The following is a 13,888-nucleotide window of genomic DNA, read 5'->3' on the forward strand; positions in this document are numbered from 1 at the left end:
GACCACTTGCTATTCGCCTTGGCTCAGATGACGAAGCGCGTGAGCCAAGGCCTTCTCCATGGCCTGCCCGATCTCGTCGACGTCGCGCACAACGACCGTTGCTCGTCCATATAAATGGCGGATGGCCGAAAGAAACTCTGGTTCCTCAGGATCGGCAATACACAGGTGTACCACGTGAATCCCGCGCGATCTCGCCCATAATATCGCCCGTTTCGTGTCTGTGACCGCGTCGCGATAATCTTCAGCTGCCGGCTGCCCATCACTGACGACAAACAGCCACTTCTGCCGCTCGCGCCGCTTGCACAGCTTGTTTGCAGCCAAGCGAATCGCCACCCCGTCACGATTGTCCAACTGCGGTTCAAGGTCGGCCAAAGCAAGCGCCGCCTCAGATGATTGCGAGCGTGCAAATGGAATGACATCCCATAAAAGTGTAGCTGTCTCCCCTTCGCCAGACACCGAAAGATCGACGCTGTCTTCCCAGAAGGCGCATACGTTGTACGGGATGTGCAGAGCACGCAAGGTGTCCGCCAATAAACAAAGGGCTGGTTTACAAGCGTCGAGGTATGGTTCCATCGAACCAGAGCAATCGACGAGTACCTGTACCACCGCGTCAAAGCGCATTCCCTTCTGTTGCCTGTGCTCAAACAGGCGCGGCAACCGCTCTGTCGCTACCCGTTCCAGGCGCCTGCCGAGCCGACCGTACTGAAATCCCCCAGACGAAGCGTCTTGTTCGCGCCAAAACGAATGATAGAACGCCCTCAATAAACGGCGCTTTGTACCTTGCGTACGATCCCGCCACAACCGCACGACACTCGTCGCCTGTGGTGAAGGTGGACGCCAACCCAGTTCTATGACTCGCGGAGTTTTGGCTGCGCCATCAGAGATAGCCGCCTTCTCGGTCGCCGCTTCGACCGCAACCTCCGAGGCATCCTCGCCACCGTCGCCGACGATCCGCCCTCTTTGTGACGGGCCTTCGTAATGCTCCAGTGTTCCTAGACGCCCGTTCCACCCGCCGCCCACTTCCATCGCACCCTCGGCGTGATCCATGTGCAATCCAGCCGCGCGATTGCTATCCTGACGCTGGGACCAGGATGGCATCATTTGGTTTTTATGGCTGTGCTCATCATTTGGCACAGATGCTGCATTTTGATCGGCGCGATCGCGACCGCTATCGTCCATACGCGCCACTGGTGCCGGCTGTATGGCCGCATCCACACGGTAATCGAACCACTGCCCGTTCAGATCGTTGACTGCACCGAAGCTGTCCAGCTTCTCTTGCACGAGCTGCATGGCCAATGTGGCTGCCGCATCGCTCGTTTCACAGGCCGCAGCCCGTGCGTAGCCATCGCGGGCGAGATCGGTCACAGAATCGTACAACTCGGCAAAACACACATTTCCCAACCGCCCATCCCGCGCCCAGGCCTGTTTCTGTCGAGCGAACAGGTTCTTGTAAAACGCGGTGCGGCATGCAAAATACGGCGCAGTCCCGGGGCGCTGGCGGATAACCCGCGCCGCCAGTCGGACATCCTCGACGACGCACACAAACTGCCAGACAAGCATAGGCACATCTGTCGCGTTTGCCGCAGCCTTTGCGCGAACCATGGCCATCTGATCGGTGAACCACTTGCTTCCGGCAGCTCGCAGGTACAAATCGGCCATCAAGCACTTCATCCGCTCCTCGCCCATCAGGCCTTGATAAGCCGTTGTGATGTACAGAACGCTGTCTTCCGCGCAGAAGAGCGAAACAGGGCCAAACTCGCATTGTACGTGTTCATCGCGACTGAGGACGACGGCGAGATCGGTCAGCCAAACTCGTTCAAGCACATCGTCCAGTTCACTGGTAAAGCGAAAAGCGCTGCGCATGCGTCTTCATCTCCGCTCTAAGCCGAAATAGCCAGCGGCAAGCTCCATCACCAAATCTTGTTCCCGCTTATCGTCGAGTTTTGCCGCAATGGCGCGTCGTACAGCCCGTATCGGCGGGATGTGGGCGGCGAGATCGCAAGCATCGAGAAGGGCGCGAACGGACGCCGCTTCCTCACTGACTTCGCCAGCCTCTGCGGCGGCGACCAAATCGCTCGAGAGATCGGTAAAAAGGCGAATTTGCTCGGCATCTCGCAGGTCAGATTGACGCTCGATCAGCGCGGCCAAGCTCTCACCTTGGATGTAAGGCACGTCGAGCACGACGAAGCGGTTCTTTAACGCCTCGTTCATGGGCGCGGTGCCGACGTATCCCTCGTTGATGGCCGCAATCACGCGAAATTGATGGTGGGCTGTGATCGTTTCGGCCGTGAACGGATTGCTCAGTTGTCTGCGGTAATCGAGAACGCCATTTAATATCGGCAAGGCCTCAGGTCTGGCCATATTGATCTCGTCGATATAGAGCAGATGGCCGCGGCGCATGGCACGCACGACGGGGCCTTCGACATAGCGAATGACGCTTTGCCCATCCTCCAACGCGAGCGTCTTGAAACCGAGAAGCGCTTCGGCATCGAGATCGACCGAACAGTTAATGGACTCCATCGGCAGCCGCAGGCGCGCGGCCAGCGATTCCGCCAGTCGGGTCTTGCCGCTGCCCGTGGGACCACGCAGAAGCAGGTTTTTGCCAAGTGCAACCGCGGTCAGCGCGTCCTCGAGAAGCGCAGGATCTGCACTATAATAGCGATCCTCAGCACCCTCCACGCGATAAGCCTGTTCGAGTCCACGTTCCAAAACCATGTCGATATCGTCAAACGTCCACGAACGCTTCATGGACAATCCCTCCCACTTGACGGGTCAACCTGTATCACTGTCCGTCATCGACCGCCTTGTGTCAAGTTGCACTCGCTCGTGGTACAACACGAGGTTTCATCGTGCGGGCGTCTGTCTGAGCCACGCGGGGTGCAACAGACGTACGATACTGCAGAAATTCGAAGAGGGGGTGTCATCATGTACGGCGTATTTGGCGGATACACGCAATGGGCTGTCGTGTTCCTCATCATCTTCGTACTGTTCTTCCTGTTGGTCCCGGGCTACGGTGCCGCCGCAGCCTACTAAGTGCCAGGGCCGCCGCCCGCTGGGGCGCGCGGCCCGCTTTCATAAGGAGCATAGAAAGGAGGTACAAGCTATGTGCACGCGTGCACAATGTGAGCGTGCCGTCGGCCAATGGGTGCGCTTTCAAACTCCCTGGGGAACGCATCGCGGCGTAGTCGAGCAGGTTACAGGCAATGGTGTACTGGTGCGTGTTCCACGTTCCTACGCGCCCGTCGGCCTGGCTTCAGGATCGGACGAAGACCGGTTAGATGTGACCCTTGCGCAATGGGGCTACGGTTACCCGTATGCTCGTCCGTACGGACGATGGGGCTACCCGGGTTACGGTTACTGGTACGGCGGCTGGTGGTGGTGGTGGCTCGCGTTCGCCTGGATTTTCTGGCTTGCATTCCTTTGGTAGGAGTTCTCGAACACGGCAGGGCGCCAGCGGGCGTCCTGCTGTAATTCCAGCCGCTCCCTAGGTACATATCATGGACATCCACTCCACTTGTACATAAGATGTCGTACAACGTATCCACCACAATCGTTGAGGAGGGGGAAGTTCATGTTTACATTGGCAGGCGCAGATTTGGCACGGTTTTTGCTGGCCACGGTGATTCTGCTCGCCGCCGCTCACCTGCTCGGCTATCTTGCCGAGAAACTGGCGATCCCGCGCGTGATTGGCGAAGTAGCCGGGGGCGTGCTGCTTGGGCCAACATGTATTGGAACGCTGTTCCCTGGTTTCTTTCACTGGTTGTTCCTCGGCTTTTCTTCGGAAGGCAATCTGTTCGGTCTCGTGTATTACATCGGTGAGCTCTTGCTTCTTTACACAGCAGGGCTCAAGTTCCAGGCTCGATTTGCGCGATCGGACGTGAAAACAGGTATTGCGATCATCATTGGCTCGACGGTCATCCCATTTCTCGTTGGTTGGTTCGCCACGCGCCTATTCAATCCGGCACAGTTTCTCGGCCCTGACCACAATCTGCTCGCCTTGAAAATCGTCGTCGCCATCTCTATCGCCGTCACGTCGATTCCGGTCATTTCAAAAATCTTCTCCGATCTCGGAATTATGCACTCCCGATTTGCAAAAATCGTCGTCACAATTGCTGGCGTTCACGACATCATTCTTTGGGTCGCTCTCGCCATCGCGGCCGGTTTGGTGTCCGGGCACGGCACGAGTATTAACGGATGGGTCGTATCAAAGAGTCTCATTGTGACATTCGCTTTCCTAGCCGTCTGTATCGGCGTCATGCCATGGCTGCTGCGGAAAGTGACGTCAAACCGGGCGAACATGCTGTTTCGCGCTTCTTTCCTCGGCTACTTCTTGATTATCTTGTTCGCACTCTCAGATATCGCAGGCTATCTTGGCGTCGATGTTATGTATGGAGCACTCTTGGCAGGAGTGGCAACAAAATTCAGTTTACCGGACCGTTGGTTTGCCCGTCTGGAAGAAGGAGTGCAAGGCATCTCGTTTTCTCTGTTCATTCCACTTTATTTTGCCATTGTGGGTCTACAGCTTAATCTTGTGAAAGACTTTAATCTTGAATTTTTCGTGCTGTACCTGCTGTTTGCAACCGTTGTGCAAAGTGTCGTGGTGTACCTAACGTGTCGCGCCATCCGCAGTGATCGGCTGACCAGCATCAATTTTGCCGCTGCCATGAACGCCCGCGGCGGTCCTGGCATCGTGCTCTCGTCCACTGCATTTTCGCTGGGGATTATCAACCAGACCTTTTACGCAATTTTGGTCATGCTGGCGCTTATCACATCGTGGATGGCTGGAACGTGGTTGCGGATCATCCTAATTCGCGGAAAAAGGCTGATGCCTGGAGACGAACACCTTGTCATCCAAAGGGTGCAACAAGACGTCTGGCTCAGTGAGCACGCGGAAACCCCCTCATCGTCGCAACTCTGACCAGAACAGTCCTCCTTGCCTGGGGCGCTAAGATGGCGCCCCGTGGTATTGAAAGTGCCCCGGCTACACACGTTAAGGCGTGATCGCCAAGACGTCAAAGGGGGCCTCTACCTTGGTTTTTACGATTTGGATCATCACCATCTTCTGTGCCGCTGCAGCCATCATCCTCATTACGCGGGGACGCCGCCGCAGCAAATGACTTCAGGGTTCCTCTTCGATTCGACACAAAATGGTGTCCATCGTTGCATACTGACCTGCTTCGATGACAATCTCGCGGAGTGTTCCGCTGACCTCAGACGGCACTTCCACCGTGACTTTGTCTGTGGTCACTTCGAGTAACGGTTCATCGCGTTCCACGCGATCACCGACAGATTTGAGCCACGTAGTAACCAATGCCTTTGTCACCGAATCGCCAAGTTGCGGCAGTCGAACGTCTATCATGGGATGGGCCTCCTCGTTACAAATGCCGCAGCCGGATAGGCTCGGCAAAAATACGCATTGCCTGTGCTTCAGTAAGCTGGCGATCGTCTACCATATTTTCAAGGACGATCCGCTGGCGTTCGCGCGCGAGTGTCAAGTTTGTGAACGGATCATACGCCGAAGGGGCGTTTGGGAGCCCTGCAAGCATTGTCAGCTCGCCTTCATTGCACTCGCCTGGCGTCCGGCCAAAGTACGTTTCACAGGCATTATACAACCCGTAGGCGCCATGTCCAAAATAAATGACATTGCTGTACAGTGAAAACACTTCGTGTTTCGACATGGTATCGTATAGCCCGATGGCGTAGAGTGCCTGTAAAAGCTTTCGCCGCAGCGTCTTCTGTTTGGTCAGAATCGTATTATCGACAAGCTGCTGTGTAATCGTTGAGCCGCCTTCCACGTAGCCGTCCCGCTCAATGTCAACCAGCAAACTACGGACAATGCCGATTGGGTCAATCCCTGGATCTGTGGCAAACCGCCTGTCTTCCGTGGCGATCACAGCGTCGCGAAAAGCAACGGGAATTTGCTCGTATGTCAGGACATGCACACCGTGTGCTTGCACCCGCAAGGTCGCCGCGGCGCGAACGCGATCGGCCACACGAAAGCCGTAATGAAAGTACAAATTCGCCCCGCCACAACACGCGGCGATGGCCAAAAGAATACGAACCACCCACCGTCTCAAGACCCCACCGCCATGGACGCCCTATGGGCGCCGCAAGTTTTTTCGGATGATGCCGTTCAAGTAGGCGAGGATTCCGTGTCGCGTCAGCAACCCAACAAACCGCTCATCATCGTCCTCCACACAGAGGAACGGGGCATCGATGCTCATTTGGAGAGCCCGCAAAAACGTGTCGTCATGATGAATTCTATGGAAATCTGTCCGCATGACATCGGCAACAGTAAACTGTGACAAAGCTTCAAATTCGATCCGTTCCAGTCCAAGGATCCGATCCAGGATCAGCGTCTTGCTGATAATGCCTACCACACGACCCGCGCTGTCGACCACCGGAATCGCCGAATATCCAGATTTAATCAGAACAAGCAAAGCATGCTCGGCACTGTGTGCAGGATGTACACACGCAACGTCTTCTGCATCGATGATCAAACGTGCAATTTCCTCGTGTTGTAGAGTGAACTCTTGCATAGACGCCATAGATGAACCTAATCTCCCTTCAGCCGCTCGCCCGCAGCCTCATGGTGTTCGGATTGTATTTTATCAGAAATCAGACGCCGCCGATATGGCGACGTCAGGCGCGAACGCTTATACGTCTGGTCCAATCCGACGGCGAGCGATAGCGGGAGGTGGCACTTCAACTTCATCCTGCGGCCGGTGCGCAATCTCCGGGGCAACACCACCATCTTGTTGCAGGCGATCAATACCGTCGAACACTGAATCCAAAAACAATTCGCTGCCATGCGCTTGATTTCCATCTGGCACGGGCGTGCCGTGCGCGCGGTTTGTTTCCGTCATCGCGACGTCTCGCCTCCTCCATTGCGATCCCGCTTGTTAGCGTGACCGGAGACGGCTTCCGTTATACGACGGACGCACCCTGCGCATCTAAAGTTCATACTGCGTGGTTCTTTTTCACGTACATAAACGGCCGAAGGGGTTCCAAGCCACTTAATGATAAACCGAGTAATTGCTCTGTGCTGCCGACAAACAAGACACCGCCTGGCCGTAGAGCAGCTGCAAAGCGACGAACCAAAAGTTGTTTCGTATCCTCCGTAAAATAAATCAGGACATTGCGGCATATGATTAAATCGAGATCGGCTGGATATGGATCGGACAACAGATTGTGTTGACGAAACTGCACCGCCTCTCGAATCTCGTCAGAGACTCGATAATTGCCGTCCTGTTGGTAAAAATAGCGGCTGCGCAAGCGATCGTCGACCTCGCGCAATTGCGCATGACCATATTCGCCACGGCGAGCCTTGTCCAAAACGCGAAGATCGATATCTGTGGCAAGAATGGATGATCGCACGTTCATTTCCGCAAGTAAAATCGCCAACGAGTAAGGCTCTTCGCCTGTCGAACAGGCTGCGCTCCATGCTTGAATCGGCTGTCCCATATCTTGGACAATGGCCCGTAAGTCCTTCCAACGGTCGGGATTTCGAAAAAATTCCGAAACGTTAATCGTCATTCGATCCAGGAGTTCATCAAGCAACTCAGGCTTCTCACGCATCGCTCGTACATAGCTCGGAAAGTCGGAATAGCCGCGCCGATCGCGCAAACTTGTCAACCGTCGTTCCATTTGTGGACGCTTGTAATGCGACAAATCGATCCCTGTTAACTCCCGAAACGAACTCACAAACCATTCGAATTCATCCATGAACGTCTTTCACTCCACATTGATTTGCGCGAGGTGGTTGGAAATGCCTGGGTCGAAGCCGTTTTTGGGCATAGCTCTAAGCGGGGGAACGCTCAAAGCCGCTGCCCATGCCGGGGTCCTTGCTGCACTCGAGCGAATTGGTGTGCAACCGGATGCCATTGCCGGCACGAGTGCTGGGTCCCTCGTCAGTGCTTTGTACGCCCACGGTTACCGCACAGAGGCATTTCATAAACTGCTTCTCGCGTTTCCTGGAATCAAACTGATTGACTACGGTTTTCCAGTTTGGTCGTCCCTCTGGACCATCGCCAAATCGCAGATCGGGCTCAAATCTCCGCTTCCCACCGTCCCTTCCGGGCTCATTCAAGGCAAGAAGTTTACAATGTATATTCAACGTTTACTTTCAGGGCGTCGGTTACAAATCCCTTTATACGTTGTTGCAACCGATTTGCTGTCTGGTCACCCCGTCGTCTTTTCGGCCTCAGACCAGCGTGCCGACACGTTCGCCAAGACGTCCGACTTGGCACGGGCCATCGCAGGAAGTTGCGCCCTCCCGGGCGTATTCTCCCCCGTCCCGCTCGATGGTTACCTGCTCGTCGACGGTGCCATGCGACACTACGTTCCGGTTTCGGTGCTCGAGCGGATCGGTTGCGACAAAATCATCGCAGTCAACCTGTACCGTCTGCCGAGCAGCTATGAGCCAAGGTCATTCATCGACGTACTCGCGCGATCGTTCGACATTCTGCTGCGCGAGTCTATCGACAATGACATGGCACCGAGTTCACGGTTATTCGTGGTGGAACCGGATATGAGCCGCGTTCGTTGGCGTACATTTCGGCAAATGTCGGAATGCGTAAGGCTCGGTGAACAAGCGGTCTATGAACAAGCAGATCAGATTCGAACTTTCCTGAAGGGCAGATAGTCCTCATGCCTCATGAAAAAAGCCCGCGGCAGGCGCGGGCTGAGTCACACCGATTTCGACGATTAGGCGAGCCACACGTCGACCGCTTTGTCGTACGCGACGGTTCCTTCACTGAACCAAAGTCCAATTTCACGAGCTGCGCTTTCCGGCGAATCAGAACCGTGGACAATATTCATACCAATCGTCAGGCCGAAATCGCCACGAATCGTGCCGGGAGCCGACTCGGCGGGGTTCGTCTTCCCCATTAAGGTACGGGCCACTGAAATCGCACTCTCACCTTCTAAAACCATGGCGAAAACGGGAGACGAAGTGATAAACGACACCAACTCTCCAAAGAACGGACGTTCCCGGTGCTCTGCATAGTGCTGTTCAGCGAGCGACTTTGGTACATTCATGAGCTTTGCTGCGACCACCTTCAAGCCTTTTTGCTCAAAGCGACGCAGTACCTCTCCAATCAAGCCGCGTTGAACGCCGTCGGGCTTGACCATGACAAACGTCTTTTCTACTGCCATGCGGACAACTCCTCATCTGCGCTGCGAAAATCGAGTTCGCCGAATGCTTCGGCGGCTATGTAGACGGCGTTATTGTACGGAAATCGAACTCAAAGTTCAAGTGACTCTTAAAAAGTCCGATCCGCCAAGAACAGTGTCAAGGTTGTCAGTTGTTGGCGCACCGATCGTCGCGAGACAGCTTGTAAAATCGACAAAGCCTTAGCAATGTACCAATCTGCCACTCGTCTCGCCTCATCAAGCGCACCCGATCCGACAATCAAGTCAATGGCCTCCGTTGCGTCGGTCACCGACATCCCAGGATGCACCAACTCTTGCAAGCGTCGGGCCAAAACCGGGTTGCGCAAAGCCAAGAGCGCCGGCAACGTAATATTGCCTTGGCGCAAATCGCCACCTACCGGCTTGCCAACCACCTCCGCAGATCCGGTAAAGTCCAGGACGTCATCGATCACTTGAAACGCCATCCCTGTGTAGTAGCCAAAACGCCGCAGAGCGTGCACCTCGTGTTCCCGGCCGCCGCCGACAAGCGCCCCAAGCCCGCAGCTCAGTGCAATCAACAACGCTGTCTTGCGCTGAATGCGTCGTAGATACGTCTTATAACCTTGAGACCAATTGTAGAAATCCTGAATCTGTTCAATTTCGCCCTGGCACATTTTCACAATACCATGAGCCATGGCCTGATGGACCTCTTTGTTATCCACTTCGGCCAGTAATTGAATCGCTCTGGCAAACAAATAGTCTCCCGTATACATGGCCGCAAGATTGCCAAACGCACTGCGCACAGTGGGGCGACCACGCCGTAACGCCGCTTGATCGATCACGTCGTCGTGAACAAGCGTCGCCATATGTGTCATTTCGAGCGCCGCGGCGATTTTGGCCACATCATCCGAAGCGTTGTCGCCAACCATCCCGCAGATGAGCGCAAACAGCGGACGGATCCGTTTGCCTCCCGCTTCCAAAAGCTGCTCACCCGCAGATGTCAATTCCGCCTGATTTGATCTCGCGCGTTCCTTTAGAATCTCTTCAACCTGCTCCAACCGCGGACGGTACTCTTCGTAAATCTGTTGAAAATCCACGTATTCGTCTCTCATTTCCAGCCGATATGGAGTGCGGCAATGCCCAATGTCAAAGGGTAGCTCCGCACATGAGACAAGCCAACGCTGTGAAATATATCCTCCAGTTGGTGCCTATTAGGGAAATCTATCAACGACTCAGGTAACCATGCGTACGGTGCCTTATCTCCGACTACCAATTGACCGATACGCGGCAGGATATTGTAAAAATAGAAATAGTAAAGTTTCTGGAACCAGACAAGATCCGGCTTCGACAATTCAAGCGAGACGACGACACCCCCAGGCTTAACCACCCTCATCATCTCGCGCAAGCATCCCTCGACACTCGGGACATTGCGCAATGCAAACCCAATGGTCGCAATGTCAAACGCATCGTCTTCAAAAGGCAAGTCCATGGCGTTGCCGTGTATGAATTGAATCTTGTCCTTGTCAGGCGAGGTGGCCAAGCGCTCCCGTGCGACATCCAACATCGCCTCTGTGAAGTCCAACCCGACGACACGCCCTTCAGGTCCAAGTCGTCGGGCCATGGCGAACGTCCATGCCCCTGTTCCTGCAGCAACATCGAGAATACGCGAGTTCGGCTGAATAGGAAGCTGGCGCATAGCAAAATTCCGCCACAGACGATGCTGTTGGAAGCTGAGCACTGAATTCATCACATCGTACTGTCGCGCAATCTTCGAAAAGACATCGTGCACATATGTGGCCTTATCGCCCTCCATGTCAACCTTTCCCTTCCGCCAACTGCAAATCCCGAACCGTCTCCCGAATCGGCCCAAAATACTCAACAAGGAAGCTGTACAAAGGGTTGGTCACGGCACCTCCCGCAGCCATCTCCAACTGCTCAAGCGAATGAGAGAGCCATTCTGAAGCCTGTCGGGTCGTCAAGCGCTTCGAGAACCGATGTGCGCGTAACTCATCCTGCACGATGTGCGCCTGCACCAGCGATTCAATATGTAACATCCATTGCCCGTCTTCACCCAGATAGTGACGTGCGAGCGCTTTGAGCAACTGCCCTTCCACCACTTTCATTAACCGCATGTATTCAGTCGTGGACAGTGGTGCATGGCTCAGTAAAAGGGTCATCTTCGCCTCGTTGATCTGCACAACCGCTTCGCACAGGCTGAACATCAATGAGCTGTCGCCGAGACCGGCCAAAATGTAATAATATTTACTACTGTCAAAATCGCCGGCCAACACAATAAGACCTTGATCGGACGATTGGCAGCGATCGACGTCGTCATGAATCGACAGTCCTTGTTCAAGCAGAAGCAATGCGGTTAGTACCTGTTCGATCTCGTCATCCTTCACGGCAGCGGCGGATAGTATCGCGTAACCGGCGTCGAAGTGAAATCGACTAACCGCTTGGCGGACTTTTCGGGTTGTCAAATAGTCGTGGTGCATATGCGTTAAGGCCTTCCGCTCAACGCGTCTGAACATCGCTTCCTTACTGTCCGTCAAGCCGATTTCATCTCCTTAGCACCCAGACCAGGCCGCCCATTGTATACTGCGGTTAGTATACCACAAAGTCGTGGCACTCACGTTTCGTCCTCGCCGTCGGTGCGAATTTGGCCATAGCTGGTGTACAGCACTGCTTTCCCGCGTATTTTCATGGCGGATGTATGCTCTGTAAATTGTGCGATCATCACTTCATTTTTATCCAGTTTTTCGGAATGGTGAAAGCGAGTTTGAGCACCGCGCGTCATACCGATGACCTGAACACCATTTTCTAAAGCGCGTATGACAAAATAATCTCCTGATACAGGCGAGTCTGACACAAGGACAGCCTCCTTTACCAAAACAAGCTGCTAAAATAACGAAAACCAGCGTATATCACGCTGGTTTGTGGTCGGAATGACGGGATTCGAACCCGTGACCTCTACCTCCCCAAGGTAGCGCGCTACCAGGCTGCGCCACATCCCGCTGTGGACATCGTTATATATTGCACGGCTCAGTTCCCTTAAGCCTTGACTATTGTAGCATGTTCTCATGCCAAGCGCAAGGTTGCGAAAAAGCCTGGGGTGAAAACACCCCAGGCCTTCATCATAGAATGATAGCTATTAAACCGCCGCTGCCTTCATTGATAATTCGCTGTAATGTCTCCTTCAACTTAAACTGTGCATTTTCCGGCATCAGTGAAAGTTTTGCGGAGATTCCCTCGCGAACAATGGCGGCCAATGATTTGCCAAAGATATCACTTTCCCAAATCTTCAGCGGATCTTTTTCAAAGTCCTGCATTAAATAACGAACCAATTCTTCAGACTGTTTCTCCGTGCCGACGATCGGGGCGAATTCACTCTCGACATCGACACGAATCATATGAATGGACGGCGCTGTCGCCTTCAGACGAACGCCAAAACGCGAACCTTGTTTGATCAGCTCTGGTTCGTCGAGTGTCATTTCCTCAAGAGCCGGCGGTGCAATGCCATACCCTGTGAGGCGAACCATGCGGAGGGCATCGGCAACTTTGTCATACTCTTTCTTGGCGTAGGTAAACTCCTTCATCATCCGCAACAGTTGATCGCGCCCTGTGATTTGGACACCTACGACTTCGGTGAGCACTTGATCGTACAGTTCATCTGGTGCGTCAAGTTCGATCACGGCTATACCTTGCCCCATGTCCATATGCGACAGTCCCGCCGCTGACACGAAGTTATACTGCCCAAACTGCGCAACGACCCGGTCTATATCGCGGATGCGGCGGATGTCCTGGATGGTTTCGCGCACAGAGTCATGGAACTGCCGCCGCAACCAGTGTTCCTCGTCGAGAACCATGACCCAGTTAGGAAGATTCACGTTAACTTCCTTAACCGGGAACTCATACAAGGCCTCGCGCAAGACATAGTGAATTTCGTGCGTCGTCAGCGTCGCGCAAGAAAGTGCGATCACAGGGACGTCGTATTTCGCAGCCAATTCGTCTCGCAGGTCTTGTGCACGTGGATGATCCGGGTTCACTGAGTTGACCAGAATCACGAAAGGCTTACCGAGTTCTTTCAGTTCCGCGACGACTCGCTCTTCGGCTTCCACGTAACCTTCGCGAGGAATTTCGGCGACAGAACCATCCGTGGTCACCACGATACCAATTGTGGAGTGGTCCGCTATGACCTTACGCGTGCCAATCTCTGCAGCCTCTTGAAAAGCGACTGGCTCATCAAACCACGGCGTTGTCACCATTCTAGGCCCGTTTTCATCCTCGTAGCCACGCGCACCGTCGACGGCATACCCAACGCAGTCGACAATGCGTATATTCACATCCAAACCTTCTGCTACACTGACTTCGACCGCTTGGTTCGGTATAAATTTAGGCTCGGTCGTCATAATGGTTCGACCCGCCGCACTCTGCGGGAGCTCATCGGTCGCGCGAACGCGTTCGCTTTCGTCCTTGATATTTGGAATGACGATGAGCTCCATAAACTTTTTGATAAAGGTCGACTTGCCAGTGCGCACGGGGCCGACCACGCCGAGGTAGATATCTCCCCCCGTTCGCTCAGCAATGTCCTTAAAGACGTCGAATTTTTCCACGCTTCTCCCTCCTCAAGATGACCGGCGTAGACTGCATCAAACGCATGCCTTGCCCCGGCCCACTGACAATCCCCCGTAGACTGTCCCGGTGTCGGTGGACAGTAGAGAATATATGCGTCGCACTACAGGGTATGCTTCGCCAT

General features: G+C 54.3%; 16 protein-coding genes and 1 tRNA gene. 3 read left to right on the forward strand and 14 right to left on the reverse strand.

What is annotated here, in order from left to right; translation table 11 throughout:
• Positions 1-9: 9 nt before the first annotated feature.
• Positions 10-1,863 carry a cobaltochelatase CobT-related protein gene (locus C7445_RS03535; protein WP_134158653.1) on the reverse strand — a complete coding sequence of 618 codons (1,854 nt, stop codon included), beginning with the start codon at positions 1,861-1,863 and terminating at the stop codon, positions 10-12.
• A gap of 6 nt (positions 1,864-1,869) precedes the next feature.
• Positions 1,870-2,715: an ATP-binding protein gene (locus C7445_RS03540; RefSeq protein WP_243834921.1), complete on the reverse strand. Its 846-nt coding sequence runs from the start codon at positions 2,713-2,715 to the stop codon at positions 1,870-1,872.
• Between the two features lie 388 nt (positions 2,716-3,103).
• On the opposite strand from C7445_RS03540, the gene C7445_RS03545 reads away from it, so the two are divergent.
• Positions 3,104-3,427, forward strand: a complete 324-nt coding sequence (locus tag C7445_RS03545; protein ID WP_134158655.1) for a hypothetical protein — start codon at positions 3,104-3,106, stop codon at positions 3,425-3,427.
• A gap of 144 nt (positions 3,428-3,571) precedes the next feature.
• Positions 3,572-4,918 carry a cation:proton antiporter gene (locus C7445_RS03550; RefSeq protein WP_134158656.1) on the forward strand — a complete coding sequence of 449 codons (1,347 nt, stop codon included), beginning with the start codon at positions 3,572-3,574 and terminating at the stop codon, positions 4,916-4,918.
• Between the two features lie 201 nt (positions 4,919-5,119).
• Here the strand turns inward: C7445_RS03550 and C7445_RS03555 are convergent, their stop codons facing one another.
• The 5 genes from C7445_RS03555 to C7445_RS03575 all read right to left on the reverse strand — a co-directional run bounded on the left by C7445_RS03555 (position 5,120) and on the right by C7445_RS03575 (position 7,725).
• A complete protein-coding gene (locus tag C7445_RS03555) occupies positions 5,120-5,359 on the reverse strand; it encodes a biotin/lipoyl-containing protein (protein WP_134158657.1) in 240 nt (79 codons plus the stop codon).
• Between the two features lie 16 nt (positions 5,360-5,375).
• The gene (locus C7445_RS03560; protein ID WP_166668970.1) at positions 5,376-6,077 is read right to left on the reverse strand and encodes a biosynthetic peptidoglycan transglycosylase; all 702 of its coding nucleotides are present in this window, start codon (positions 6,075-6,077) and stop codon (positions 5,376-5,378) included.
• 21 nt (positions 6,078-6,098) lie between these two features.
• A complete protein-coding gene (gene cbpB, locus C7445_RS03565; RefSeq protein ID WP_134158712.1) occupies positions 6,099-6,539 on the reverse strand; it encodes a cyclic-di-AMP-binding protein CbpB in 441 nt (146 codons plus the stop codon).
• Between the two features lie 117 nt (positions 6,540-6,656).
• Entirely contained in the window at positions 6,657-6,866 is a 210-nt protein-coding gene (locus C7445_RS03570) for a hypothetical protein (protein ID WP_134158658.1), read from the reverse strand.
• Between the two features lie 94 nt (positions 6,867-6,960).
• Positions 6,961-7,725, reverse strand: coding sequence for a CheR family methyltransferase (locus C7445_RS03575; RefSeq protein ID WP_134158659.1), 765 nt, complete (start codon positions 7,723-7,725; stop codon positions 6,961-6,963).
• Positions 7,726-7,768: 43 nt separating this feature from the next.
• Between C7445_RS03575 and C7445_RS03580 the strand changes: the two genes are divergently transcribed.
• The gene (locus C7445_RS03580) at positions 7,769-8,644 is read left to right on the forward strand and encodes a patatin-like phospholipase family protein (RefSeq protein ID WP_243834913.1); all 876 of its coding nucleotides are present in this window, start codon (positions 7,769-7,771) and stop codon (positions 8,642-8,644) included.
• Positions 8,645-8,706: 62 nt separating this feature from the next.
• Here the strand turns inward: C7445_RS03580 and ndk are convergent, their stop codons facing one another.
• From ndk to spoIVA, 7 genes are all read right to left on the reverse strand, one after another.
• Positions 8,707-9,156, reverse strand: coding sequence for a nucleoside-diphosphate kinase (gene ndk / locus C7445_RS03585; RefSeq protein ID WP_134158660.1), 450 nt, complete (start codon positions 9,154-9,156; stop codon positions 8,707-8,709).
• 107 nt (positions 9,157-9,263) lie between these two features.
• Entirely contained in the window at positions 9,264-10,229 is a 966-nt protein-coding gene (locus C7445_RS03590; RefSeq protein ID WP_134158661.1) for a polyprenyl synthetase family protein, read from the reverse strand.
• A gap of 11 nt (positions 10,230-10,240) precedes the next feature.
• Positions 10,241-10,945: a demethylmenaquinone methyltransferase gene (locus tag C7445_RS03595; RefSeq protein ID WP_134158662.1), complete on the reverse strand. Its 705-nt coding sequence runs from the start codon at positions 10,943-10,945 to the stop codon at positions 10,241-10,243.
• A 1-nt stretch (position 10,946) separates the two neighbouring features.
• Complete coding sequence (locus tag C7445_RS03600; RefSeq protein WP_134158663.1) at positions 10,947-11,684, reverse strand: heptaprenyl diphosphate synthase component 1; 738 nt, start codon at positions 11,682-11,684, stop codon at positions 10,947-10,949.
• A gap of 77 nt (positions 11,685-11,761) precedes the next feature.
• Positions 11,762-12,001, reverse strand: a complete 240-nt coding sequence (gene mtrB, locus C7445_RS03605) for a trp RNA-binding attenuation protein MtrB (RefSeq protein WP_134158664.1) — start codon at positions 11,999-12,001, stop codon at positions 11,762-11,764.
• Positions 12,002-12,069: 68 nt separating this feature from the next.
• Positions 12,070-12,146: transfer RNA gene (locus C7445_RS03610), tRNA-Pro, on the reverse strand.
• Positions 12,147-12,266: 120 nt separating this feature from the next.
• Complete coding sequence (gene spoIVA, locus C7445_RS03615; RefSeq protein ID WP_134158665.1) at positions 12,267-13,745, reverse strand: stage IV sporulation protein A; 1,479 nt, start codon at positions 13,743-13,745, stop codon at positions 12,267-12,269.
• Positions 13,746-13,888: the final 143 nt, after the last annotated feature.

The sequence above is a fragment of the Alicyclobacillus sacchari genome (genome assembly GCF_004366795.1).
Lineage (GTDB): Bacteria > Bacillota > Bacilli > Alicyclobacillales > Alicyclobacillaceae > Alicyclobacillus > Alicyclobacillus sacchari.

Coding starts and splice junctions, on each gene's coding strand:
- C7445_RS03535 (WP_134158653.1), bottom strand. CDS start 1,863: ATGCGCAGCGCTTTTCGCTTTACCAGTGAACTGGACGATGTGCTTGAA.
- C7445_RS03540 (WP_243834921.1), bottom strand. CDS start 2,715: ATGGTTTTGGAACGTGGACTCGAACAGGCTTATCGCGTGGAGGGTGCT.
- C7445_RS03545 (WP_134158655.1), top strand. CDS start 3,104: ATGTGCACGCGTGCACAATGTGAGCGTGCCGTCGGCCAATGGGTGCGC.
- C7445_RS03550 (WP_134158656.1), top strand. CDS start 3,572: ATGTTTACATTGGCAGGCGCAGATTTGGCACGGTTTTTGCTGGCCACG.
- C7445_RS03555 (WP_134158657.1), bottom strand. CDS start 5,359: ATGATAGACGTTCGACTGCCGCAACTTGGCGATTCGGTGACAAAGGCA.
- cbpB (WP_134158712.1), bottom strand. CDS start 6,539: ATGCAAGAGTTCACTCTACAACACGAGGAAATTGCACGTTTGATCATC.
- C7445_RS03570 (WP_134158658.1), bottom strand. CDS start 6,866: ATGACGGAAACAAACCGCGCGCACGGCACGCCCGTGCCAGATGGAAAT.
- C7445_RS03575 (WP_134158659.1), bottom strand. CDS start 7,725: ATGGATGAATTCGAATGGTTTGTGAGTTCGTTTCGGGAGTTAACAGGG.
- C7445_RS03580 (WP_243834913.1), top strand. CDS start 7,769: ATGCCTGGGTCGAAGCCGTTTTTGGGCATAGCTCTAAGCGGGGGAACG.
- ndk (WP_134158660.1), bottom strand. CDS start 9,156: ATGGCAGTAGAAAAGACGTTTGTCATGGTCAAGCCCGACGGCGTTCAA.
- C7445_RS03595 (WP_134158662.1), bottom strand. CDS start 10,945: ATGGAGGGCGATAAGGCCACATATGTGCACGATGTCTTTTCGAAGATT.